Source organism: Acidisoma sp. PAMC 29798, from assembly GCF_030252425.1.
Taxonomy (GTDB): domain Bacteria; phylum Pseudomonadota; class Alphaproteobacteria; order Acetobacterales; family Acetobacteraceae; genus Acidisoma; species Acidisoma cladoniae.
The window spans coordinates 3,456,809-3,480,286 of sequence record NZ_CP126994.1; the positions used below are offsets into that span (position 1 = coordinate 3,456,809).

25 protein-coding genes are annotated in these 23,478 nt (G+C 62.5%); 12 read left to right on the forward strand and 13 right to left on the reverse strand.

The annotated features are described in order from the left end of the window. The first annotated feature begins 1 nt into the window (after position 1). Positions 2–1,447, forward strand: coding sequence for an MFS transporter (locus QP803_RS16660; RefSeq protein ID WP_284944594.1), 1,446 nt, complete (start codon positions 2–4; stop codon positions 1,445–1,447). On the opposite strand, the gene QP803_RS16665 is transcribed toward QP803_RS16660, so the two are convergent. Both QP803_RS16665 and QP803_RS16670 read right to left on the reverse strand, forming a co-directional pair. Next, entirely contained in the window at positions 1,437–1,967 is a 531-nt protein-coding gene (locus tag QP803_RS16665; protein WP_284944595.1) for a hypothetical protein, read from the reverse strand. The genes QP803_RS16660 and QP803_RS16665 overlap by 11 nt on opposite strands. Further along, positions 1,964–2,560: a hypothetical protein gene (locus tag QP803_RS16670; protein WP_284944596.1), complete on the reverse strand. Its 597-nt coding sequence runs from the start codon at positions 2,558–2,560 to the stop codon at positions 1,964–1,966. Before QP803_RS16670 ends, QP803_RS16665 begins: the two co-directional genes overlap by 4 nt. 276 nt (positions 2,561–2,836) lie before the next feature. Between QP803_RS16670 and mgrA the strand changes: the two genes are divergently transcribed. Together mgrA and QP803_RS16680 are read left to right on the forward strand one after the other, a co-directional pair. Further along, complete coding sequence (gene mgrA / locus QP803_RS16675; RefSeq protein ID WP_284944597.1) at positions 2,837–3,865, forward strand: L-glyceraldehyde 3-phosphate reductase; 1,029 nt, start codon at positions 2,837–2,839, stop codon at positions 3,863–3,865. Between the two features lie 224 nt (positions 3,866–4,089). Then, positions 4,090–6,288, forward strand: a complete 2,199-nt coding sequence (locus QP803_RS16680) for an amylo-alpha-1,6-glucosidase (protein WP_284944598.1) — start codon at positions 4,090–4,092, stop codon at positions 6,286–6,288. Between the two features lie 89 nt (positions 6,289–6,377). Here QP803_RS16680 and QP803_RS16685 read toward each other — a convergent pair whose 3' ends face one another. Genes QP803_RS16685 through QP803_RS16695 form a run of 3 tightly spaced genes read right to left on the reverse strand, consistent with a single transcriptional unit; the run spans position 6,378 to position 8,533 of the window. Then, positions 6,378–6,908 carry a chromate transporter gene (locus tag QP803_RS16685; RefSeq protein ID WP_284944599.1) on the reverse strand — a complete coding sequence of 177 codons (531 nt, stop codon included), beginning with the start codon at positions 6,906–6,908 and terminating at the stop codon, positions 6,378–6,380. Then, the gene (locus QP803_RS16690; protein ID WP_284944600.1) at positions 6,905–7,516 is read right to left on the reverse strand and encodes a chromate transporter; all 612 of its coding nucleotides are present in this window, start codon (positions 7,514–7,516) and stop codon (positions 6,905–6,907) included. Before QP803_RS16690 ends, QP803_RS16685 begins: the two co-directional genes overlap by 4 nt. A gap of 6 nt (positions 7,517–7,522) precedes the next feature. Further along, on the reverse strand, positions 7,523–8,533 hold the full coding sequence (locus QP803_RS16695; protein WP_284944601.1) for a phospholipase D-like domain-containing protein: 1,011 nt from the start codon (positions 8,531–8,533) through the stop codon (positions 7,523–7,525). Between the two features lie 112 nt (positions 8,534–8,645). Here QP803_RS16695 and QP803_RS16700 point away from each other — a divergent pair, with 112 nt between their 5' ends. Further along, positions 8,646–8,834, forward strand: a complete 189-nt coding sequence (locus QP803_RS16700) for a hypothetical protein (RefSeq protein WP_284944602.1) — start codon at positions 8,646–8,648, stop codon at positions 8,832–8,834. 6 nt (positions 8,835–8,840) lie between these two features. On the opposite strand, the gene hutI is transcribed toward QP803_RS16700, so the two are convergent. The 3 genes from hutI to aptA form a co-directional block, all read right to left on the reverse strand. Then, the gene (gene hutI / locus QP803_RS16705; RefSeq protein ID WP_434082862.1) at positions 8,841–10,007 is read right to left on the reverse strand and encodes an imidazolonepropionase; all 1,167 of its coding nucleotides are present in this window, start codon (positions 10,005–10,007) and stop codon (positions 8,841–8,843) included. An 83-nt stretch (positions 10,008–10,090) separates the two neighbouring features. Beyond that, positions 10,091–10,360, reverse strand: a complete 270-nt coding sequence (locus tag QP803_RS16710) for an HU family DNA-binding protein (RefSeq protein WP_284944604.1) — start codon at positions 10,358–10,360, stop codon at positions 10,091–10,093. Positions 10,361–10,589: 229 nt separating this feature from the next. Next, positions 10,590–11,918, reverse strand: a complete 1,329-nt coding sequence (aptA, locus tag QP803_RS16715; protein ID WP_284944605.1) for an omega-aminotransferase AptA — start codon at positions 11,916–11,918, stop codon at positions 10,590–10,592. A gap of 279 nt (positions 11,919–12,197) precedes the next feature. Between aptA and QP803_RS16720 the strand changes: the two genes are divergently transcribed. The 6 genes from QP803_RS16720 to gltX all read left to right on the forward strand — a co-directional run bounded on the left by QP803_RS16720 (position 12,198) and on the right by gltX (position 18,467). Further along, the gene (locus QP803_RS16720) at positions 12,198–12,539 is read left to right on the forward strand and encodes a PIN domain-containing protein (RefSeq protein WP_284944606.1); all 342 of its coding nucleotides are present in this window, start codon (positions 12,198–12,200) and stop codon (positions 12,537–12,539) included. Between the two features lie 25 nt (positions 12,540–12,564). Further along, entirely contained in the window at positions 12,565–12,816 is a 252-nt protein-coding gene (locus tag QP803_RS16725) for a hypothetical protein (protein WP_284944607.1), read from the forward strand. An 86-nt stretch (positions 12,817–12,902) separates the two neighbouring features. Then, positions 12,903–14,282, forward strand: a complete 1,380-nt coding sequence (gorA, locus tag QP803_RS16730; RefSeq protein ID WP_284944608.1) for a glutathione-disulfide reductase — start codon at positions 12,903–12,905, stop codon at positions 14,280–14,282. Between the two features lie 119 nt (positions 14,283–14,401). Beyond that, on the forward strand, positions 14,402–15,817 hold the full coding sequence (locus tag QP803_RS16735) for a class II 3-deoxy-7-phosphoheptulonate synthase (protein ID WP_284944609.1): 1,416 nt from the start codon (positions 14,402–14,404) through the stop codon (positions 15,815–15,817). A 10-nt stretch (positions 15,818–15,827) separates the two neighbouring features. Beyond that, a complete protein-coding gene (locus QP803_RS16740) occupies positions 15,828–16,985 on the forward strand; it encodes a nicotinate phosphoribosyltransferase (RefSeq protein WP_284944610.1) in 1,158 nt (385 codons plus the stop codon). Between the two features lie 108 nt (positions 16,986–17,093). Then, on the forward strand, positions 17,094–18,467 hold the full coding sequence (gene gltX / locus QP803_RS16745; RefSeq protein ID WP_284944611.1) for a glutamate--tRNA ligase: 1,374 nt from the start codon (positions 17,094–17,096) through the stop codon (positions 18,465–18,467). 120 nt (positions 18,468–18,587) lie between these two features. On the opposite strand, the gene QP803_RS16750 is transcribed toward gltX, so the two are convergent. The 3 genes from QP803_RS16750 to QP803_RS16760 all read right to left on the reverse strand — a co-directional run bounded on the left by QP803_RS16750 (position 18,588) and on the right by QP803_RS16760 (position 21,184). Then, complete coding sequence (locus tag QP803_RS16750; RefSeq protein ID WP_284944612.1) at positions 18,588–19,316, reverse strand: 3-deoxy-manno-octulosonate cytidylyltransferase; 729 nt, start codon at positions 19,314–19,316, stop codon at positions 18,588–18,590. Between the two features lie 54 nt (positions 19,317–19,370). Further along, positions 19,371–20,315 (reverse strand): KpsF/GutQ family sugar-phosphate isomerase, encoded by a 945-nt coding sequence (locus QP803_RS16755; RefSeq protein WP_284944613.1) that lies wholly within the window; start codon positions 20,313–20,315, stop codon positions 19,371–19,373. Positions 20,316–20,605: 290 nt separating this feature from the next. Next, complete coding sequence (locus tag QP803_RS16760) at positions 20,606–21,184, reverse strand: TetR/AcrR family transcriptional regulator (RefSeq protein WP_284944614.1); 579 nt, start codon at positions 21,182–21,184, stop codon at positions 20,606–20,608. A gap of 154 nt (positions 21,185–21,338) precedes the next feature. Here QP803_RS16760 and QP803_RS16765 point away from each other — a divergent pair, with 154 nt between their 5' ends. Both QP803_RS16765 and QP803_RS16770 read left to right on the forward strand, forming a co-directional pair. Then, positions 21,339–21,539 carry a DUF4267 domain-containing protein gene (locus tag QP803_RS16765; protein WP_284944615.1) on the forward strand — a complete coding sequence of 67 codons (201 nt, stop codon included), beginning with the start codon at positions 21,339–21,341 and terminating at the stop codon, positions 21,537–21,539. Position 21,540: 1 nt separating this feature from the next. Then, positions 21,541–21,861 carry a DoxX family protein gene (locus QP803_RS16770; protein WP_284944616.1) on the forward strand — a complete coding sequence of 107 codons (321 nt, stop codon included), beginning with the start codon at positions 21,541–21,543 and terminating at the stop codon, positions 21,859–21,861. Between the two features lie 51 nt (positions 21,862–21,912). On the opposite strand, the gene QP803_RS16775 is transcribed toward QP803_RS16770, so the two are convergent. Both QP803_RS16775 and QP803_RS16780 read right to left on the reverse strand, forming a co-directional pair. After that, complete coding sequence (locus QP803_RS16775; protein ID WP_284944617.1) at positions 21,913–22,692, reverse strand: SDR family NAD(P)-dependent oxidoreductase; 780 nt, start codon at positions 22,690–22,692, stop codon at positions 21,913–21,915. Between the two features lie 2 nt (positions 22,693–22,694). Continuing rightward, complete coding sequence (locus QP803_RS16780; protein WP_284944618.1) at positions 22,695–23,462, reverse strand: SDR family NAD(P)-dependent oxidoreductase; 768 nt, start codon at positions 23,460–23,462, stop codon at positions 22,695–22,697. Between the last annotated feature and the right edge of the window lie 16 nt (positions 23,463–23,478).

Here is a 23,478-nt window from a genome sequence, read left to right on the forward strand (position 1 = left end):
CATGACCGGGCGCAAGACCCGCCCGAAGCTGATCGTGGCGGCCATGCTGATCTCCACCTTCATGGCGGCCGTCGAGGTCACGGTGATCAGCATCGCCATGCCGACCATCGTCGCCAAGCTCGGCGGCTTCAGCCTGTTTTCCTGGACCTTCGGCATCTATCTGCTGACCCAGGCGGTGATGACACCGCTCTATGGCCGGCTTGCAGATAGTTTTGGGCGGAAGACCGTCTATCTGTGGAGTACCGCGCTGTTCCTGCTGGGCTCGCTCCTATGCGGCCTATCTTGGAGCATGGAATCGCTCATCCTGTTCCGCGCCATACAGGGGATCGGTGGCGGCGCGCTGGCACCCCTCGCGACGACGATCATCGGGGATGTCTGCAAGCCGGAAGATCGCGCCCGGATCATGGGCTATGGCAGCGGCATCTGGGGCATTGCCGCCCTGGCCGGGCCGCTGCTCGGCGCCTTTTTCGTCAATACCCTCGGCTGGCCCTTCGTGTTCTGGGTCAATCTCCCGATCGGCATCATCACGATGATCATGGTGATCCGGTTCCTGCATGAGCCCGCCAGCGGCAAAAGTGGCGCGCCGATCGATCTGCTGGGCGCCGGCCTGCTGATCCTCGGCATCGGGGCGATGATGGTGGCGCTGGTCCAATTCGAGACCCTTTTGGCTTGGGAACTCGCGGTCTTACTGATCATCACGCTCTTCGCCCTGGCCGGCTTCGCGCTGCGCGAGCGGCAGTTGCTCCATCCGATGCTGCCCCTGCATCTCATGACCCGGCCCGTGATCCTGGCGGCCCAGGCCTCCGCTTTGCTCGCCGGCGGTATCCTGATCGGCCTGACAGCCTTCCTGCCCGCCTGGGTTCAGGGGGTGGAGGGTGGCTCGGCGCTGCAATCCGGCATCGTCCTCGGAGTGCTGACGGTGGCCTGGACGGCCGCGACCATGACCATCGGCCGCGCTGTCGGCCGCAGCCGGGACCGCGTGATTGCGATCGGGGCCGGGTTGGTCATGGTCGCTGCCAGCATCGGCCTACTGTTCGTGAGCCGGGGGCAGGGCCTGATGCTGCTCTACGTTGTCTGCGTGCCTCTCGGCGCCGGCATGGGTCTCACCAGCCTTGTTTTCACGATCGCGGTTCAGTCCGGCGTCGCTCATGTCGATCGCGGCCGCGCCACCGCGCTCTTCTATTTCAGCCGGTTGATCGGCCAGGCGTTGGGGGCAGCGGCCTTTGGCGGAGTCTTGAACAGCGGCCTCGCCGGTGCCGGCACCCATGACGCGTTGCGCGCCCTGGTCAGCCCCGCCCGACGTGCCGCGCTCTCACCCATGGATCTCGACCGGCTAACCGGCCTACTCGGTGCCGCCCTGCATGGCGTGTTCATCCTCTCCGCCGTCCTCGCGGTCGGCGCTTTGCTCGCGGCGCTGCTGGTGCCGCGTCAGCGCGTCAATCGCTGACGCGCTTGAGATACGCCATGCTCCAAGAAAACGGGATGAACATCACGGCACCCGTGGCGGGATCGATCGCAAAGCTTACAATGGGACAGCGACCATCCTTCAGCGGCACGCCATCGTTTCGGCAATGGTCTAAGTCGATGTAGATGTAATCGAGCCGCCGATGCGCATCTGGAAAATCATGGCCGCTCACACTCGCTGATTCCCCGACTATGGACGCCAAGGTTGCGGTCTGCTGGGTGCTGCCCACCGGTTTGCCGTCGAGAACAGTCCAGATGGCAAGATGATCGCGATGTATCGTAATTTCACGGCCGATCAGTCTGTGCAGATTGTCGACCTCCAACATCGTTGGACCGTCGCCGGTGACGGCATCGATCGTCCAGGTGCCGAGAAGCGCCGCGGGCACCGGAGAGCTTTGCCCCGATTGCGGCCGAGAGGGGCCCACTAAGCCCGGCGCGGCCTGCGCGGAGAGAGCGAGGACCACGCTGCCGGTGGCAACGAACGCCAGAAAACGACCGATCATCCCTGCGTCCAAGCCAGAGAAATCCCGACCAGTTCTCCTGGTACCATGTCGGCATTGTTTTGGCTGCCGAAGTTGCGTTGAAAACTACTGTTGCCTTCAACGTTCACGACCCCGATGTCACCGCCTACCTTTGCGCCCGCCGAGATGGTGTTGGTCGGACCGATACTCGTCGCCGTCACTGTCGACCGAATCGGCGAGGCATTGAACAAAAGCCGATGACCATCAACCCGGCCGTAGCGGCACGTTTTCAGCAAGTGAAACGGTAGGACATTCGGATCATGGTTGCTTGCGGGATCACCCAAAAATACATTGTGATTTGGGCAATATCCGTTCAGCGTGAATGATCCGCCCCTGGGGTCCACCATAACCCCCTGATAGACGAGAATACCGTCCTCATTAACTGGCCGATATTCCCGCAGTTTTACGGTCACATAACTGCAAATAACATCGCCGCCGAAGTCTGCCAGCCCAATAGCCCACAGGTAAGGGGAGAGTATATCTGGCGATACAGAGTTATCAATGATGACTTGCAAGTTGAGCGGATGCAGATTTGACGACTTGCCTCTTCCTTTTGTCAACGACGAACTGCCCATGACGACCTCACAAGTGTTGGTAGTTCTTTACATATTGATACCTCTCCCCCACGCGCCACAGAAGGTCGGCGCGCGTGACATTTATGGAGGCGCGCGACGCGTCCCCACTGGGGAACGATCCGAAGGGTATTGGCCGGAGGCCCGCCGACAAAAGACAATGCTCCTCCTGCCCACACAATGAGAGCCCCCCTGTCCCTGGCGCGCGGAGCCGGTTAGGGTTTCGCCCGGACGAAAAGACGCGCGCGTAAACGCGCTTAATAGACTGGGAAAAACCGCATGACCTATCAGCCTGATCCGGCCCGCTACGAGGCCATCCCCTATCGCCGCTGCGGCCGATCCGGCCTGGACTTGCCCGCGATCTCCCTCGGTCTCTGGCATAACTTTGGCGGCAAGGACGTGTTCGAGACGGGCCGCGCCGTGATCCAGCGCGCCTTCGATCGTGGCGTCACGCATTTCGATCTCGCCAATAACTACGGCCCTCCCTACGGCTCGGCGGAGGAGAATTTCGGCGTCATCCTCAAGAAGGATTTCAGTGCCCATCGCGACGAGCTGGTGGTTTCCAGCAAGGCCGGCTGGGATATGTGGCCCGGTCCCTACGGCATGGGCGGCTCGCGCAAATACCTCATCGCGAGCTGCGACCAGAGCCTCAAGCGCATGGGCTTGGATTATGTCGACATCTTCTATTCCCACCGCCCGGACCCGACGACGCCGCTGGAAGAGACGATGGGCGCCCTCGCCCACCTCGTCCGCACCGGCAAGGCGCTCTATGTCGGCATCTCCTCCTACAGCCCGGAACTCACGCGCCGCGCCTCCGACATCCTGAAGGGCATGGGCGTCCCGCTGCTGATCCACCAGCCGTCCTATTCCATGCTGAACCGCTGGGTGGAGGATGAGCTGCTCGACACGCTGACCGAGATCGGCACTGGGTGCATCGCCTTCTCCCCGCTCGCGCAGGGCCTCCTCACGGACAAGTATCTCAATGGTATCCCGGAGGGCACCCGCGCGTCCAAGGGCAGTTCCTTCAGCAAGGAATTGCTGACGGAGGAGAACATCGCCCGCGTGCGTGGCCTGAGCGATGTCGCCAAAAGCCGTGGCCAAACCCTGGCGCAGATGGCGATCGCCTGGGTGCTGCGCGGTCCGGCGGTGACCTCGGCCCTGATCGGGGCGCGCACCGTCGCGCAGCTCGACAATGCCCTGGACGCCGCCAAGAACACTCAGTTCAGCCCTGACGAACTCGCCGCGATCGACCGTCACGCCCAAGAAGGCGGCATCGACCTGTGGCGCGAAGTCGCGTCGATGAATTGATTTATTCCTTCGTCATCCCCGGGCTTGACCCGGGGACCTACCCGCTGCGGCGCCCAAGCGCCCTCTTGGCGCAACAACGGGTAGGCCCGCGCATCAAGTGCGCGGGTGACGGTGAATAAGGGGCTGACGAGGCGGCCGCGTGAGCCGGCGATGCGTTGCGGCCTTGCGCGGAGCGGCGGCCGGTGCACCTTAGGGGCGCACCCTCCCCGCCCGAAAGGAAGGCCGTGACCGTTCAGACCGCCGCGCCCGTTTCGCCCCATACCACCGCCCCGCCCAGTGCGCCGCCCTATGCGGTGTCGGCAACCATTTCCCTTCAGGAACGCCAGTTTCGTACCCTGAAGAACGCCGACATGTTCGGCGTCTTCGACCTTACCGGCAGTATCAACCCCTGCGACGGTGGCACCGAGGGTCTGTACAACCGCGACACCCGCTACCTGTCGCTGTTCGACCTGCGTATCGGCGGCGGCCGGCCCATCCTGCTCAGCTCGACACTGCGGGACGATAACGGCGCGCTGACCTGCGACCTGACGAACCCGGACATGTCGCTGGACGGCAAGGTCTTGCTGGAACACGACGTTATCCACATCCGCCGCTCCCGCTTCATGATCAACGCCACCTGCTTCGAGCGTATGCAGGTGCGCAATTTCTCGACCGAGCCGCAGCGGCTGCAAATCGAACTCCGCTTCGATTCCGACTTCGTGGACCTGTTCGAGGTGCGTGGTACGCCGCGCGCCCATCGCGGCACCCGGGAGCCGAGCGAGGTCACCGCCAATTCCGTCAGCCTCCATTACCTGGGGCTCGATCACATCCGCCGCTCCACACACCTGCGCTTTTACCCGCAGCCGACCGAACTCGACGCCAATCGGGCGATGTTCGACCTCACCATCGGCCCGCGCGAGCGAACGCTCATCTTCCTCGAAATCGCCTGCGACGTTGTGCCGACGCGCGACGTGCGGGAAAACTTCCTCGTCTCGATGGTGGAGACGCGCCGCTGGATGCGGTCACGCTCCGCACGGGCGGCGGCGATCGCCAGTTCCAATGAGGTGTTCAACGAGGCGATCCGCCGCGCGATCGCGGATCTTTATATGCTCATCACCGAAAAACCGACCGGTCTCTATCCCTATGCCGGCATTCCCTGGTTCAGCGCGCCTTTCGGTCGCGACGCTTTGATCACCGCCCTGCATACGCTGTGGCTCGATCCGCTGATCGCCCGTGGCGTGCTCGGCTATCTCGCCGAAAACCAGGCGACGACGGTGGATGCGGCCGCCGATGCCGAGCCGGGCAAGATCCTGCATGAGGTGCGGCAGGGTGAGATGGCGATGCTGGGGGAAGTGCCCTTCCGCCACTATTACGGCAGCGTGGACAGCACGCCGTTGTTCCTCATGCTCGCCGGCGCCTATGTCGAGCGCACGCAGGATGACGAGACGGCGCGGCTGCTGTGGCCGCATTTCGTCGCGGCCCTCGACTGGATCGAGCGATACGGCGACCGTGATGGCGATGGCTTCGTCGAATACTATCGCGCGACGGAGAACGGCCTCGCCAACCAGGGCTGGAAGGATAGCTGGGATAGCGTTTTCCATGCCGATGGCGCGCTCGCCAAAGGCGCCATCGCCCTGTGCGAAGTCCAAGGCTATGTCTATGCCGCACGGAAAGCGATGGGGATGATCGGCCGCCGGTTGGGTCATGAGGATCTCGCCGCCGCGCAGGAGACGAAAGCCGAAGCACTGCGCGTCGCGTTCGAGGCGGCCTATTGGTGCGAGGAGATCGGCACCTATGCCCTCGCGCTCGACGGTGAAAAGAAGCCCTGCCGCGTGCGGTCATCGAATGCCGGGCACCTGATGCTGAGCGGCATCGTCTCGGCCGAGCGTGCGGCGATCATGGCGCAAGGCTTTATGTCGAGCCAGTTCTTCACCGGTTGGGGCATTCGCACCATCGCCTCCTCCGAAGCGCGGTACAATCCCATGGCCTATCACAATGGTTCCGTCTGGCCGCATGATAATGCCCTGATCGGCATGGGCCTCGCGCGGTATGGCCATACCGATGCGGTGGCGAAGATCTTCGGCGGCATCTTCGACGCCGCGCATGCAATCGAGCTGCGCCGGCTGCCGGAATTGTTTTGTGGCTTTGCGCGCCGCCGCGCGCAGGGGCCGACCTTCTATCCCGTCGCCTGCTCGCCCCAGGCCTGGGCGGCCAGCACCCTTCCGGCCCTGATGCAGGCAAGCCTCGGCATCACCTTCGATGTGGCCAATCGGTCGGTGGTCTTCAACAAACCATCCCTGCCGGCGTTCCTGGATGAGGTGACGCTGCACAACCTGTCGCCCGGCACCGGTCGGATCAGCGTCGTGCTGCGCCGCATCGGCAACGAGGTCGCTCTCAACGTCTTGGAGCGGCACGGCGACGTGCATGTGCTGCTGCGGAGTTAGGGCCACCGTCATGGCGAATAACGCTTCGCTCATTCGCCCTACAAAGTGCCGCGATATGTAGGGCGGAAAAGCGCAGCGCATTCCGCCGATTACGCACCCAAAACGTAGCCCACGACGCCACACGACACCGCGACGATCAGCGGGTTCGTCTTGCTCACGCACAGAATGCCGGTCGCGATGACCGTCATGGCCAGCTGGACCCAATTGGACTCGGCATGTTGCGCCACGACGACACCGCCCGCCAGGATCAGCCCGACGGCGATTGGCGCCATCCCATCCTGCAAGGCATGGCGCCACACCTTTTCGCCATGTCCCCGGTCCCATAGCTTGGCCACCCCCCAGACGATGATGCCGGTCGGAATGACCATGGCGGCCGTCGCGATCAACGCGCCCCAGACGCCGCCGGCCCGAAAGCCCAGAAGGCTCACGATCAGGGTGCTGGGTCCAGGCGCCGCTTGAGCGATGGCGAAGGAATCCGTGAACTGCTGCGCCGTCAGCCAATGGTGGACGGTGACCGTGAGCAGCTCGAATTGCGGAATGACGGCATTGCCGCCCCCGAAGGCGAGCAGGGAGGTGATGCCGAACACCGAGCAGAGCTGAAGCGCCAGGGTCAACGTCACGGCGCATGCGCCTTCACAGCGAGCGCCTTGCGATGAGCACGGTTCCAGGCCCAGGCAATGCCGAAGGGGGCGGTCGCCAGCAGCGTCCACCACAGCGGCCAGCGCAGCAGGCCGTTGAACACGAAGGTCGCCGCGAACAGGATGATCGGCACGATCGATGTCAGGGTCGTGCGACCGGTCTTCCACACCATCTGCAAGGTCATCGCGACGGCGGCGGCGGCGAAGCCATCCAGTACATGATGCAAGGCATGGGAATGCTGGAAGGCCGCATAGAGTGCGGCGATGCCCACAAGCAAGAGTGTCGGCATGGCGATCAACCCGGCGAGTGCTGCGAAGGCGCCCCGTGCGCCGGCGAGCTTGGTGCCGACGAAGACCGCGACATTGACCTGATTGGCGCCCGGCAGGATGCGACAGATCGTCATAGCGCTGAGGAACTCAGCGTCATCCATCCATTTGCGCCGCGCCACCACCATTTCCCGTGACCAGGCGGACAGGCCGCCGCCGAAGCTCGACAAGGAAATTTCGTTGAAGGTCACCGCGATTTCCCATGCCGTGGCATGGGGTGGCGGCTTTTCCGCTTCGACCTCCTCGGCCACCGCTTCGGTCATGGCGAGCTATTCGTGTACGAGGTCGGCGTCGTGTGCGTGATCGTCCTCATCGATCAGATGGACGCTCAGCGGGTCTGGCGGATCGTAGTGGCTCGCTTCGTGCCAGTCGTCCGTGAAGCATTGGTGGAAGGCCTCCACCGCCTCAGGTGCGTCCAGGAAGCAGCCGAGTTCACGCCTGAGGTCGAAGGCGCTGCGGTCGATGTTCATCGAGCCGATCAGGGCCTTCTGGCCATCCGCCAAAAGCAGCTTTGCGTGAAGCCGCAGCGTCTTTTGCTTGCGGATCTTGATGCCGTTCAGCTTCATCAGGCGTAGGGACGCGAAGGTATCCAGAATGTCCCAGGTGCTGATGCCGTGCTTGCCGCCGCAAATCACGCGCACGCGCACGCCACGCTCATGGGCCTGGATCAGGCGATCTAGCACCACCGCATCGACGAATTTTGGATGCTGGACATCCAGGGTATGCTTCGCTTGGTCGATGAAGTTACACATCAGCGCGCGGGAGCCGCGGTTGCTCCAGAGCAGGGCGCTGTTTTCGGGCCGCACGAATTCGCGGCGGTCCCAATCCGCCTGGAAGCACTGCTCGATCTCGGCGACGACATTGGCATCCTCGGTAATGACGCCATAGTCCCGCGTGGTGGTGAAGTATTTCACGCCAAAATTATAGGTGGCGATCATCGCGAAGCGGCTATCGACCACCATCGACTTCTCATGGGTCACGGCGAAGGCCGGGCTGCTCCAGGACACCGTGACGCCACCGGCTTGCAGCCGCATCTTCATATCGTCATTGGCGCGGCTGCCGGAGGATCGGGCCGGGTTGAGCATCACACGCACCTTCACGCCACGCTTCTGGGCCGCGAGGAGCGCCTCGGCGATATCATCGGACGTGAAGGTGAACATCTTCAAACCGATCGTCTTTTCGGCCCCATTGATCAGGTCAATGACCGGTTGGGAACCGTGAGCGGGCTCGATGATCGCGCGGGCGGCGCTGATCCAGCTGATGTCTTGGGTTGTGTCCATAAAGCGTTCGTTTGCCCCCCGTCGCCGATGAATTAGCCTTGTGCCCTTTTCCTCATACCGAGGGCAGCCCATTAACGTGGCTATCGCCAGCGTCACGAGTCAGGAGAGCCAAATGCCGCCCGATGATCTTCCCATCGAGACACCACAACAGGATAGCACCAAGTCGCCTACCACCAAGCCTTCCTTGAATCAGAACCCTTCCTTCAAGAAAGGCATCGGGCCGGAGGGCGAGGTGCGCGGCGGCGCCGAGCGGTCGGATGACCTGCCGCTGGAACAGCAACGGCGCAACGAAACACCATAAGGCACGTCAGAGTCCCCTGAAAACCCGCGCATGGAGGGGATTGAGGCCAAGGGTGTGGAAGATTTCGGCCGGTCGATCGACGTTCCAAATCGCCAGGTCGCAGGCCTTGCCGACCTCCAGCGAACCGATCTCGTTGAAGATTCCAAGGGCGCGCGCAGCCTCCCGCGTCACCCCGGCCAAAACCTCGTCAACTGTCAGGCCGAACAGGACGGCGGCCATGTTCATGGTCAGGAGCAGTGACACAAGCGGCGCGGTGCCGGGGTTGCAGTCCGTGGACACCGCCATCCGCACGCCATGCCGGCGGAAGGCGGCCACGGGCGGCGCCTGCCTCTCCCGCAGCATATAAAAGGCGCCGGGCAAGAGCACGGCGACGGTGCCGGCGCGGCCCATGGCCTCGGCGCCCGCCTCATCCGTGTATTCGACGTGATCGGCCGAGAGCGCCCCGTGGCGGGCGGCGAGCGCCGCGCCGCCGCCATTCGACAATTGGTCGGCATGCAGCTTCACCGGCAGACCCAGCGCGCGGGCGGCCAGGAACACCCGATCCATCTGCGCGGGGGAGAAGGCGATGCCCTCGCAAAAGCCATCGACGGCGTCGGCCAAACCAAGCTTCGCGATCGCCGGCAGCATGGTATCGCAGACGAGATCGATGAAAGCCTCCTTGTCGCCCCCCGCCTCCGGGGGCAGGGCATGGGCGCCGAGGAAGGTGGTGAGCAGACGCACTGGCCGGGACGCACCCAGCCTACGCGCCGTTCGCAGCAGCTTGATTTCCTGGCCAAGGTCCAGACCGTACCCGGATTTCGCCTCGATCGTGGTGACACCTTCGGCCATCAGATGATCCAGCCGCAACAGAGCCTGTTCGAGAAGGGCAACCTCGCTTGCCGCGCGCACCGCACGGACGGAGGACATGATGCCGCCCCCGGCGCGGGAGATATCTTCATAATTGGCGCCGCCGAGGCGCATCTCCCATTCCGTCGCGCGATTGCCCGCATACACGATATGGGTGTGGCAATCGACGAGGCCGGGCGTGATCCACTGACCGTCCAACCGAATCGTTTCCTGCGCCCAAACCTTCGGCGCTAGATCGGCCTGTTCACCCACGAAGGCGATCCGACCATCCCGTGACGCCACCGCACCACGCTCGATGATACCGATGCCGGCAGCATCAGGCTGCATGGTTGCTATGCGACCGCCTAGCCAAAGACGGTCGTACGGAGCCTCTGTCATCGTCGCAGTCGCTGCCTGAAGGCTTTCGGCCCTCAGACGACTTTCTTGAGGGACGGAGAGGCCTTGAAGCGAACTGTTTTGCCGGCTTTGACTTTGATCGATTCCCCGGTGCGGGGGTTGAGGCCCTTACGCGCCTTTGTCTTCCGAACGATGAAGGTTCCAAAGCTCGGAAGCGTAAATCGGCCGCTCTTTTTCAGCTCCTTCACAATCGCCTGCATCACATCGGTAGCAGCGCGATTGGCGGCGACGCCCGTTGTTTCAGCGGACTCTTGAATAACCTGGGCGAGAAATGCTTTCGACATCAAAACCTCGATGATTGTCAGAGTTGTCGCGCCACCTTGTTCTCAGAACAAGACCGAATCGCGTCTAAGCCTGATACAAGCGTCACGCTTCTTCCGCATCTTCGGTTGTGCGTCAACTAGTTTATGATCGTTCCATGCAAAAGACTGATATGATCAGCCGCACGATTGCAAACGATCGATTTTTGCAGTCGATGAGAGGAGCTTTATGAAGATCCCCTCATGAAAGCGTTCAGAAACTACGAAGAACATGTCGCAATATTGCGAACATCTCGTCTAGGTCGGACTTTTCACAAATGAAGGGTGGCGCCAGAATGACGGTGTCGCCCGCCAGACGCGGCACCAGCCCAGCCTCGAAGCAACGCTTCATCACCTCGAAGCCTCGGGCACCCGGCGTGGCGCCAGGTGCGAGGTCGAAGGCGCCGAGTAAACCGAAACCTCGTGTATCTGTCACGATGGGCATGTCGCGCATGCCCCCGATCAGGTCCAGGAAATACGGGGACAGCGCCTGGCCGCGCGCGAAGAGGTCATCATCCTCATAAAGCCGCAGCGCCGCGATTGCCGCCGCACAGGCCACCGGATGGGCCGAATAGGTATAACCGTGAAAGAACTCGATCGCGTCGGGTGCCGCGACATCCATGATCGTCTGGCAGATGCCCTCGCGCACGGCGACGGCGCCCATTGGAATATTGCCGTTATTGATCGCCTTGGCCATGGTCATGATATCGGGCGTGACGCCGAAGGCCTGCGACCCGAAGGCCGGTCCGGTGCGGCCGAATCCGCAGATCACTTCGTCGAAGATCAGCAAGATGCCATGCTTGTCGCAAATCGCGCGCAGGCGATCGAGGTAGCCTTTGGGCGGAACGAGAATTCCAACCGAACCCGCGATGGGCTCGACGATGCAGGCCGCAATCGTATCGGCGCCATAAAGATCGACCTGACGCTGCAGGTCGTCCGCCAAGGCTTCGCCGCCATGCTCGCCCTGACCCATCTGAAACCGGTTTTCGGGGATCATGGTATGGCGGATATGGGAAACGCCGGGCAGGCCCAGGCCGAACATCTGGCGGTTCTTCACCATCCCGCCGACCGACCAACCACCGAAGTTGACGCCGTGGTAGCCCTTCTCACGACCGACCAGGCGCAGACGTTGCCCTTCGCCACGGGCACGGTGATAATTGATCGCGATCTTCAAGGCGGTCTCGACCGATTCAGATCCGCCGCCGGTGAAGAAGATACGATTGAGATCGCCGGGCGTCATCGCCGCCAGCATCGAGGCAAGACGGAAGGACCCGGGCGTGCCGAACTGGAAGGCAGGGGCGTAGTCGAGCTCGGCCATCTGCTTCGTCACGGCCTCGCGAATCTCGACGCGGCCATGTCCTGCGGGCGTCGTATAGAGACCGGAAATGCCGTCGATAATGCGGTCGCCTTGCGGATTCCAGTAATGGATGCCTTCCGCGCGCACGATAATACGCGGCGCCTCCCGGAACTGCCGATTGGCCGTGAACGGCATCCAGTGATTGTCCAACGGCTCGTTGAACAGGGCGGCGGTTGAATGATCCATAGTCGGTGACCTCATCGCGAGACGGAGCGATTGGTATAGACATCCGTCCGTGCCACGACCAGTGTTTGGGATCAAACCAATTACCTGCCGTTCAGTGGAATGCGCTACGCTTTTCCACCCTACGACGTCGCGGCTTGGAACTCCTTCGTGGCAAGGCAATTAGCTTGCAGGAGTGATATCGTATGCGATATCGTCTTTTGGGTGATCATCGCCGATGCGAACGTTGTTCTGAGCGCTCTTCGGTCTCGGAACGGAGCGTCGTTTCTGGTGTAAACCGGAATGTTGTCAGGCAGGATCCTCTTCGCCGTGTCTCCGGCCATCATTGTGGAATACGAGAGCGTCTTGAAGAGGCCGGGCATTCTCGGCGGGACTCCTTGGATCAGCGCGGTGCAGATCGACGGAATACTCGATGCGATATGTGCCGTTGGGGCGCTTGTTGAGCCATGGTTCCACTTCCGGCCATTCCTGGATGATCCAGCAGACGACCCTTATATCGACTGTGCTCTTGCCGCGAACGCTTCCATTATCCTGTCACGAGACAAGCATTTTCGTCACCCCGCAGTAGAGGCCTTCGGCCTTCGTGTGATGTCTGCGGGCGAGTATCTGAGCAGTTTGCAATGAGCCCATCCGATTAAAGGAGATCATCGTGAGCGGATTCGCCCTTCGGGTTCCCGAACACATCCTGACGCAGGCCAAAGCCGCAGCGGTAGAAGAAAAGGTGTCGATCAACCAGCTTCTCGTGTCCCTCATCTCGGAAGGGTTAGGTCATCGCCGCGGATTGCGTGATCTCCAGGGGCGCGCCGCGCGGGCGGATGTCGCCGCCGCACTGAGCCTTCTTCAGGATGTTGCGGATATCCCGGCCGACCTTGGGGACGAGCCGCCAGCCCATCAGCCATAGCGCCGAAGCGGGGCACCGCAGCCATCGCTTTGACTGTCGCGCCATCATGCTTATTTTAGAACGACCTTCTCGCAGGCGGATTTCGCATGTCCTCGTATGATTTCGACCTCTTCGTCATCGGCGGCGGCTCCGGTGGCACACGCTGCGCCCGCATCAGCGCGACCCACGGCGCCCGCGTCGGTGTGGCCGAGGAACGCTTCTGGGGGGGCACCTGCGTCAATGTCGGCTGCGTGCCCAAGAAGCTCATGGTCCAGGCGGCGGAATACGGCGCCTGGGTCGAGGATGCGCGCGCCTTCGGCTGGGACGCGACGAAAGCTGGCTTCGACTGGAAGGGCTTCGTCGCCGCCAAGGACACTGAGATCGACCGCCTCAAGGCGATCTACGCCTCCATGCTGCAACGCGCCGGCGCCAAGACCTTCGAGGCGCATGTACGTTTTCTCGACCCCCATACGCTGGATGTCGGCGGCAAGCGCATGACCGCCGAGCACATCGTCATCGCCACCGGCAGCACGCCCCGCAGGGCGGCCATTCCCGGGGCCGAACTCGCCGGCATCACCGACGACCTGTTCTATTTGCCTGAGCGGCCGGCGCGCCTCGCCATTATCGGCGGAGGCTACAGCGCCGTAGAATTCGCCGGCATCTTCGCCGGCCTCGGCACCGAAGTGCATCTGATCTACCGCCAACCCCTGCCGCTGCGGGGGTTCGACGGCGACATGAGGCAGGCGGTGGCCGAGGCACTCGAAGCGCAGGGTGTCATCATTCATCACGGCGTGCTGCCGACGCAGATCACGGCTGAGGGCGAGGGCCGTCTGGTCCATCTGTCGGACGTGACCGAGATCGCGGTCGATTACGTCGTCATGACCACGGGCCGCGTGCCGAATGTCGATGGGCTGGGTCTCCAAGCCTCTGGCGTCAAGCTGAACGCCTCCGGCGCGATCGCGGTCGATGACGGCAGCCACACGAATGTGCCGCATATCTATGCCATCGGCGATGTCACCGATCGTCTCAACCTCACCCCCGTCGCGATCGCCGAGGGCCACGCCCTGGCCGATACCCTGTTCGGCCACAATCCGCGCGAGGCCTCGCTGCATAACGTGCCGACCGCCGTCTTCTCCAGCCCGCCGATGGCGACCGTCGGGTTGACGGAGGAGGAGGCCGCCCTGCTTGGCCCGATGGACATTTATGTCAGCCGCTTCTCGCTGTTGCGCCACACCCTCACCGGCCGCCAGGGCCGGAAGACCATTATGAAGCTCGTCGTCGATCAGCGCAGCCAGAAGGTGCTCGGCGCCCATATGCTGGGGGAGGACGCGGCCGAGATCATGCAAGGCATTGGCATCGCCGTGCAGATGGGTGCCACGAAGCAGGATTTCGATCGTACCATCGGCATCCACCCAACCTCGGCCGAGGAATTCGTGACCATGCGCACGCGGACCCGCGTTGCGGGCATAGCAGAAGCGGCCGAGTAGCCTTTTAGCCGATTTCGGCGGATAAGCGCCGACTGCGCCTGGACAGACTGTGATCCATGGCGTGCGAACGGCATCATGCCAGCCACCAGGTTGGAGGATGCGAATACGAGGAAAAGACCATGAGCTTGGCGGGTTCCAGCCGTCCTCTCGACACTCAGCCCTCTCCGTGGACCCCCGCCAGCTGGCGTGGCTTTCCGGTGCGGCAGATGCCGGTCTATCCCGACCCGCAGCGCCTCTCGGCCGTCGAAGCGCGCCTGCGCCGCTATCCGCCGTTGGTGTTTGCCGGTGAGGCGCGCCGCCTGAAGGCCTCCCTCGCCGAGGTCGCGGCCGGCCGCGCCTTCGTGCTTCAGGGTGGCGATTGCGCCGAAAGCTTCGATGATTTCACCGCCAATATCATCCGCGACACCTTCCGGGTGCTGTTGCAGATGGCGGTGGTGCTGACCTTCGGCAGCAGCGTGCCCGTAGTGAAGATGGGCCGCATGGCCGGCCAGTTCGCCAAGCCACGTAGCTCCGACAACGAGACGATCGACGGGGAGACGCTGCCCAGCTATCGCGGCGACATCATCAACGGCCCCGCCTTCACCTCTGAAGCGCGGATACCTGATCCCACGCGCATGGAAACCGGCTATTTCCAGTCCGCCGGCACGCTCAATCTGCTGCGCGCCTTCGCGACGGGCGGCTATGCCGATCTGCACAGCGTCCATGCCTGGAACCTCGGCTTCGTCGAGCGCAGCCCCCTCGCCGCCCGCTACCAGGATCTGGCCGCCCGCATCGATGAGACGCTGAGCTTCATGAAGGCCTGCGGCATGACAGCCGAAACCGCCCCGCAGATCCGCGAGACGGAGTTCTACACCAGCCATGAGGCGCTTCTGCTTCCCTATGAGGAAGCGCTGGCCCGCGTCGATTCCACCACCGGCGAAACCTATGCCTGTTCGGCGCATTTCGTCTGGATCGGCGACCGCACCCGGCATCTCGATGGCGCGCATGTCGAGTTCATGCGTGGCATCCGCAACCCGATCGGGTTGAAGGTTGGCCCGAGCACCGAGCCTGAGGATCTGCTGCGCCTGATCGACGCCCTCAACCCGTCCAACGAGCCGGGGCGGTTGACGCTGATCAGTCGTATGGGTGTGGACAAGGTGGAGAGCAAGCTGCCGCGTCTGCTGCGCGCTGTGCGCCAGTCCGGCGCATCAGTCGTGTGGCTCTGCGATCCCATGCATGGCAACACCATCTCGACCACCCATGGCCGCAAGACGCGCCGCTTCGATTCCATCCTCGGTGAGGTGCGCGGCTTCTTCGAGGCGCATGCGGCGGAAGGCACCTGGCCCGGCGGCATCCATGTGGAAATGACCGGCCAGGAAGTGACGGAATGCGTCGGCGGCGCGCATCGCTTGACGGAGGCCGATCTCGGCCGTCGCTACGAATCCTTCTGCGATCCGCGCCTGAACGCCGAGCAGTCCCTCGAACTCGCCTTCCTCGTCGCCGAGGAACTCAAGGCGCGACGGCTGCCGACCCCCGCCGCCGTCGTTGCGGCCTAGGACGACCGAGATGGACACGCTGGTGGCGGATGATCTGGTGCGCTCGGAAACGATCGCCGCCTATACCGATACCTATTTCAACAAGACCAAGCAGATCGTCAGCCGCTTCGGGGACAAGACCGTCACCTACGCGGTCTTCCTCCGGCGGCCGGTGATTTCTGCGCCGAAGCTCATGCTCGACTGGATTCTCGAAGTCGCGGCGGCGCGTAAAACCGTCTTCGACATCGAGGTGCTGCATGCCGAAGGCGAGTGGGTCGGCGCCGGTGAGCCGCTGCTCTATATCTCCGGCAGCTACGTTCATCTCACCGATCTCGAAACGCTGATCCTGCAAAAGCTCGGCTCGGTCTGCGTCGCGGCCCACCACGCCTATCAGATGTGCATCGCCCTGCCCGAGGTCACCTTCCTCGCCATGGAAGCGCGGCACTGCGCGGGCACCGAGATGCAGGCGATGATGTCCTATGGTGCCGCCGTCGGCAGCCGCGCCGCCCAGCGCGAAGGTGCGAAGGGCTTCATCGGCAATGCCAATGACGCGACGGCGCATTTCTTCGGCGCACCGCGCGGCCTGGGCACCATGCCGCATGCCCTGATCGGCTACGCCGGGTCCACGCTGCGCGCTGCCGAAATGTATCGCGAGACCTTTCCCAAGGATCCGCTGACGGTTCTGGTCGATTACTTCGGCCGGGAAATCACCGATGGCCTGGAAGTCTGCCGACGCTTCCCCGACCTGGCGGCTGAGGGCCGGCTCAGCGTACGCCTCGACACGCATGGCGGTCGCTTCCTCGAAACGCTCGACCCTGCGACGAGCTATGCGGTGTTGGAGCGTCACGACCCCGTCGCCATCCGCCGGTATCGCAGCGACGCCGAGCTGCGTCACCTCGTCGGCACCGGCGTGTCCGCCGCCGCCATCTGGCGGATGCGCGAGGCCCTGGACGAGGCCGGCTTCCCGAAGGTGCGCATTGTCGCCTCCTCCGGTTTCGGCGTCGATAAGTGCCGCGTCATGGCGGATGCGAAAGCCCCGATCGACATCGTCGGTACCGGCAGCTTCATTCCCGATCATTGGCATGAGACCTACGCAACGGCCGATATCATTGCCTATGACGGCGAGGCGCGCGTGAAGCTCGGCCGCGAATTCCTGTTGCAACGCCGGAACGGTTCCGCCAAGGGCTGAACCTGGCGGAATGCGCTGCGCTTTTCCGCCCTACGCTGCGTAGGGTGGAAAAGCGCAGCGCATTCCACCATTCTTTCGCCGCCTCCTCGCGCCATCTAGGATCATCCAATGCCTGCCGCTTCCCCTCTCCTCCGCTTCGCGCCGAGTCCCACCGGCTATCTCCATGTCGGCAATCTGCGCATCGCGGTCGCGAATTTCCTCTTCGCCCGGCGCCATGGCGGCCAGGTCATGCTGCGCATGGACGACACCGATGTCGCGCGTTCCCGCACCGAATATGAAGACGCTATTCAAGAAGATCTGCGCTGGCTCGGCCTCGATTGGGACCAGTTCGCGCGCCAGTCTGAGCGGATCGATCGTTACGCTGCCGCCGCTGAGCGTCTGAAGGAGTCCGGACACCTCTATCCGTGCTTCGAGAGCGAGGAGGAACTCGCCGCCAAGCGCGTGATGCGCCTGAAGCGGAAATTGCCGCCGATCTATGATCGCGCCATGCTGCAGCTCACGGAGGAGCAGCGTGCCGCCGCCGAAGCCAATGGCAAAACCCCTTACTGGCGCTTCAAACTTTCGCCGCAGACCATCACCTGGAATGATCTCGTGCTCGGCGAGCGGCAGGTGAAACTCACCGCCGTGTCCGACCCCGTGCTGATCCGCGCCGACGGCACCTTCCTCTACACCTTCACCTCGGTCGTCGATGACATGGAATTCGGTGTCACGCACATCATCCGTGGCGAGGACCACATCACCAATACCGGCATTCAAATCGACCTGATCCATGCCCTCGACACCGCGCATCGCCATGCGAGCGGCGGCCGGAAAGCCGGTGGTATCACCTTCGGCCATCTGCCGCTCTTGACGGATGGTGAGGGCGGCAAACTGTCCAAGCGTTTCGACTCGCTCTCGCTGCGCAGCCTGCGCAAGGATGGGCTGGAGCCTGACGCCATCATCGCCTATCTCGCCCGCCTCGGTTCGGCCGATGACATGCTGCCCCTCACGCGGCAGGAGTTGGTCGAGAGTTTCGATCTCGGCCGCATGTCCCATTCCGCTGCCGCTTTCGATCCGCGCCAGTTGCTGGCCATCAACCGCCATCTGCTGCATCGCTTGACCTTCGCGGAGGTCGCGGACCGCCTGCCCCCGACAGCGACCGAGGCCTTTTGGCTCGCCGTGCGGGGCAATCTCGACCTCATGTCCGAGGCGCGGGATTGGTGGCGCATCGTAGCGGAGGACATCATCCCACCGACGATGCTCGAGGAGGCGACGTTCCTGCACACCGCGCGCGACCTGCTGCCGCCGGAGCCTTGGGATGCGACGATCGCCGGCGTCTGGACCAAGGCGCTGGGCGCAGAGACGGCACGCAAGGGCAAGACGCTGTTCCATCCGCTGCGCCTGGCACTGACGGGCGAGGACAGCGGGCCGGACTTGAAGGATCTGTTGCCGCTCATCGGCCGCGACCGCGCGGCGCGCCGGCTCACCGAAGCGGCGGGTTGACGGGTCTATAGAACTCGGCCGGCGCGATCAGGCCCCTGGCGCGGAGGGCCCTTCGTCCACGGCGTCCAGCGCATCGATGCTACGACGTCATCGATGCCGGGTGCGTGGGCCGCAATAGTCTCATGATTTGAGCATGTCACGCGCACGCTCCAGGTCGGCCGCTGTATCCACCCCCAACGGTACGTCTTTGACCAAGATGGCATGGATTTTCATTCCGGCTTCAAGCGCCCGTAGCTGTTCCAATTTCTCACGCAATTCAAGCGATGAGGGCGGCAAAGCCACGAATGCATCGAAGGCCTCACGGCGCCATGCATAAAGACCGATGTGATGGTACAAGGGCCCCTCGCCCCAAGGCGCTTGAGCCCGGGTGAAATACAAGACTCGGAAGCGCCCCTCTCCCAGCGGCACCCCTATCATCTTGACCACGCTGGGGGCTTCGGCCTCTCGCATGTTCGTAATTTCAGCCACCGGGGTCGCGAGCGACACTTCCGATTGATTGAGCAAGGCGACGGTGGCGAGCGTCACCCCAGGGGAAACAGTTGGGAGGTCACCCTGGAAATTGACGACCACATCATGATGACCCCGCGGATCCACCTGAGCCAGAGCTTCAGCCAAACGGTCTGTACCGGACGGATGGTCAGGCCGGGTCATGACAACCTCACCCCCGACATCCGAGACCGCAGCGGCGATTGCGGGGTGGTCCGTCGCCACAATCACCCGCCCCAGACCGGTCTCCATCGCGCGGCGCCATACGTGCACGATCATTGGCTGCCCATGGATCATCGCCATCGGCTTATCGGGCAACCGCGTGGAGCTCATCCGTGCGGGTATGATGACAATCGGGTTCATAGGACACTGCCTAGCAAGAACCACCAAACGCGACCAGCACGCGGCGTATCCAATCTAGGCGATGCCCGCTCTCAGCAGGTCATGGATATGAACAAGGCCGACAGGAACATCGCCTTCCAAGACGAAGATGCATGTGATGCGCGCATCGTTCATCTGCGCCAGAGCCTTCGCGGCAAGGACATCTGCCGTTACGGCCTGCGGCCGTTTCCCCATGGCTTGTTCGACTGGAATGTCAACGAAGGCCGCACTGAAGGCGCGACGCAGGTCGCCATCGGTCAAGACCCCGACGAGATGGCCTGCCTCATCAACCACGGCCGCGATGCCAAACCGCTTCGACGTCATTTCAACGATGCCCGCCGAGAGCGTGGCACCTCGACGCACGATCGGCAGTGCATCGCCTTGGTGCATAATCTGCCCGACCGTCAAAAGCCTGGAGCCAAGCTTGCCCCCCGGATGGAAGCGTTGGAAATCACTGGCAGAGAATCCGCGCCGTTCCAGCAGCATCACCGCCAGAGCATCGCCGGCCACGAGTTGCATCGTGGTGCTCGTGGTCGGAGCGAGCCCGTTCGGGCAAGCCTCCTCACTGACCGGCAGAAATAGACCGATATCCGCGGCTCGCCCCAGCGCGCTGTCAGGCCGGGATGTGAGCGCCACGAGCTTGATGTCGAAGCGCCGTGTATATGCGACGATATCCGCGAGCTCCGGCGTCTCGCCCGACCAAGACAGCGCCAAGACGACGTCCGTCTGGGCAATCATACCAAGGTCCCCATGACTCGCCTCGGCAGAGTGGACGAAGTGGCTTGGCGTCCCCGTGCTCGCCAGGGTGGACGCAATTTTTCGGCCGATCAGACCTGACTTTCCCATGCCCGTTACGATGACGCGACCGCCACTCCGCTCGATGAGTTCGGCCGTAGCAACAAAGGATTTGGCCAGGCCGAGGGGAAGGGCCGCCTGGAGCGCGACCAGACCCTGCCGCTCAGTCTCTATTGTGCGCGCCAAGATGTCATCGGACAGATGAGCCAATGGCCGAACTACAGTCGTCGCTCCGACAGATGTCATAGAATATTACTTTGCCACAGTCCCAACTTGGTCGTCTTTTCTAGCCGCTTGCGTTGCCGTGTGCCAGCCATTCGCGCTGTGCTGTCTCATGAAGAGCTTGCGCTCTTCCGCCAGATCGACGGATGAGTCGAAATTCCATGAGCTTCGGGAACACGAAACCTATCCCTTCTCGCAGAATCATGACTGCGCCACATCTGGAAGCCACGCAAAAAAGACATCGTCACGCGAAGCTAAGCGCGACAAGAAGACATAACCGCCCGAACAACAAGTGCGATGCGTTCGCCGCGCGCGCTGGGCCGAATACGGCCTGAACGTTCGAGTGCAGCGAGCCCATGAAGGGCCGCCCAAAACGTCTCAGTGACGAGATCGACATCGACACAGAATGGCGTCACGACGGCCGCAAGTGCCCCGAAAGCGGCCCGTAGCTCCGGTCTGGTGCCACTTTCCGCGAACCGCAAAGGCGTCGGCAGGATCAACATGGCTTCGTAAAGTGCAGGACGGCTGAGCGCAAAGACCAGATAGGCCATGGCAACATTCTGGAGGGCGTCTTGTTGCCCGGTCGAGCCGCTTGCCGCTTCCCGAAGAGCGACTGTAATGTCCTTAAATCCCTCGACTGCAACGGCGGCGACAATGGCATCCCGATTCTCGAAATGTGAGTAGAGCACTGGCTGACTATATTCGATTTCATGGGCCAGGCGGCGGATGGTAACGGCATCCCATCCCTCACGCTCCGCGATCACGCGCGCTGCCGCGATGATGCGATCCTCGCGCTCAGCCCGGTCCCGTCCTTTCCGCTCGGCGATACTCAATCCCTGATCTCCCAGACCTATCGACACGCATATCTGGGCACCATACTGATGCTTGACGATCTAGCAATGCTATATTATCTATCCTAGCAACGCTAGATCGTCTGATTTGGCCAGAAAGGACAGTGTCATGCATTGGCTTCCACTCGGAGTAGCTTTGGTCCTGGCGCTCGCGATTGTCGCGATCGCCATCACCTCTATCGTGAGCCCGATGACCGCGACACGCAGTTTCGGCTTGCCCCTGCCTGAAGATGGCACCCACATTGCCTGGTGGCTTCGCCTCAAAGCAGTGCGGGAGATTGTAGCCGGATTGGCCGTGATTTTGACCGCCATACCCATGTTAATTGGAGCGCGCTGAGATGGTCCATACTATTTCGATCTGGCTTCTCGTGGCCGGGTTCTTTGGCGCCGGCCTTTTCAACGCGATCGGCACGCAAGGGACGCGTAGCGATTTCGTTCGCTGGGGCTACCCCCGCTGGTGGGGCATCGTGACGGGCGGACTGGAGATGATCAGCGCCGTGTTGATTGCCCTCCCTGTCACGCGCATTCCAGGCCTCGCACTGGGCGCGGTCATCATGGTGGCAGCGGTCGTGACCGTTCTGCGCCACCGCGACTTTTCGCACCTTGTGCCACTGAGCGTCTTTATCGCTTTCCTCGCTCTCGCAGAGATCTCGGTCTAAAAAAGCGCAGGCCGGCTTATGACGCGGCCGCCGCGTTAAGCTCCCATCGCATCAGGACACGCTGTAACCACCATCGACCATCAGCAGATGGCCCGTGATTCCACTGGCAGCGTCAGAGGCGAGAAAGGTGACGGCATTGGCGATTTCCCGCCGGTCCATCAAACGGCCCATAGGAATATCGTCAAGCCACCGCTTCAAGACCTCAGGATGGGCGCTGCCGACATCGGCGAGCATCTCGGTGTCTGTATAGCCCGGACCCACGGCATTGACGCGCACATTATGCGGCGCCCATTCGCAGCCCAGCACCTTACACATGTGGGCAACGCCCGCCTTGGTGACGTCATAGCCGAGGTGATGCTCAGGCTGGACATATTTGACACCGGCGATGGAGGATATCGCGACGATGGCGCCGCGTTTCTGTCTAATCATATGCGTGCCGACATGACGGATCACAAAGAACACGCCATCGAGATTGATGGCCATGACACGCCGCCAATCCTCATCCGAATGGGTCGCACTATCGGCTTCGTAGGAAATACCCGCATTCGCCACCAGAATGTCGATCGCGCCATGGATCACGACGACATCGTCAATCGCGGCATCCACGGCCTTGCGGTCCGTGACGTCGAAAACGATGGAGGAAGCGGCGTATCCCTGATCGGCTAGTGTTTGCGCCGCGTCTGACACAGTGACCGCGCTATCTGCCAAGACAACGGTCGCGCCCATTTCCGCCAAGCGCGTTGCGATAGCAAAGCCAATGCCGCGCCGCGCGCCGGTAACGAGAGCGACACGCCCATCAAGCCGGAAGAAGCTGTCAATTGCAGGGGTCATGATCATTGCGCGGTATAGCCGCCGTCGCAGACCAGGCTGGCGCCGGTCACGAAGCGGGCCTCGTCCGAGGCCAGGAACAACACACAGTTTGCGACGTCCACAGGCTCGCCCAAGGTCAGCGGATGTTTGCGGCTCATAACCTCGATATAATGATCGAGGCCGCCCGGATAGGTTTCGCCCGCTTTCATGAACAAAGGCGTTTTAACGGAGCCGGGATGAACGCAGTTCACACGAATGCCATAGGGCGCGTAACAAACGGCATCGGTCTTGGTCATCATCAGTACCGCACCCTTGGTGCCGTGATAGGGCGGCAGATCATCATTGCCGATCAAGCCGTAGATTGATGAGAAATTGACGATGGCGCCACGCTTCGCCGCCATCATATGCGGCAATACATGCTTGCTGCAGAGAAATGGCCCCCGCGTATTGACGGCAAAGACGAGATCCCATTCCTCGACCGTCGCCTCATGGGTGAACTTGTTGGCACCGGGAATGCCGGCATTGTTGACGAGAATATCGATCTTGCCCCAGCGATCGACCACCTGCTGAACGCCGGCGACGATCGTGGCCTCCTTCGTCACATCGACCATGATGGCAATCGCCTCATAGCCTTGCGCGCGCAACCGCTCCGCCGTGCTTTCCGCGGCGGCGACATTGACATCGAAGATGGCGACGCGCGCACCTTCCTGCACAAAACGTTCGCAAGTCGCCTCGCCAATTCCTGTTCCGCCGCCGGTGATGATGGCGACCTTGTCTTCCAATCTCGACATTGCTGTTTTCTCCGTC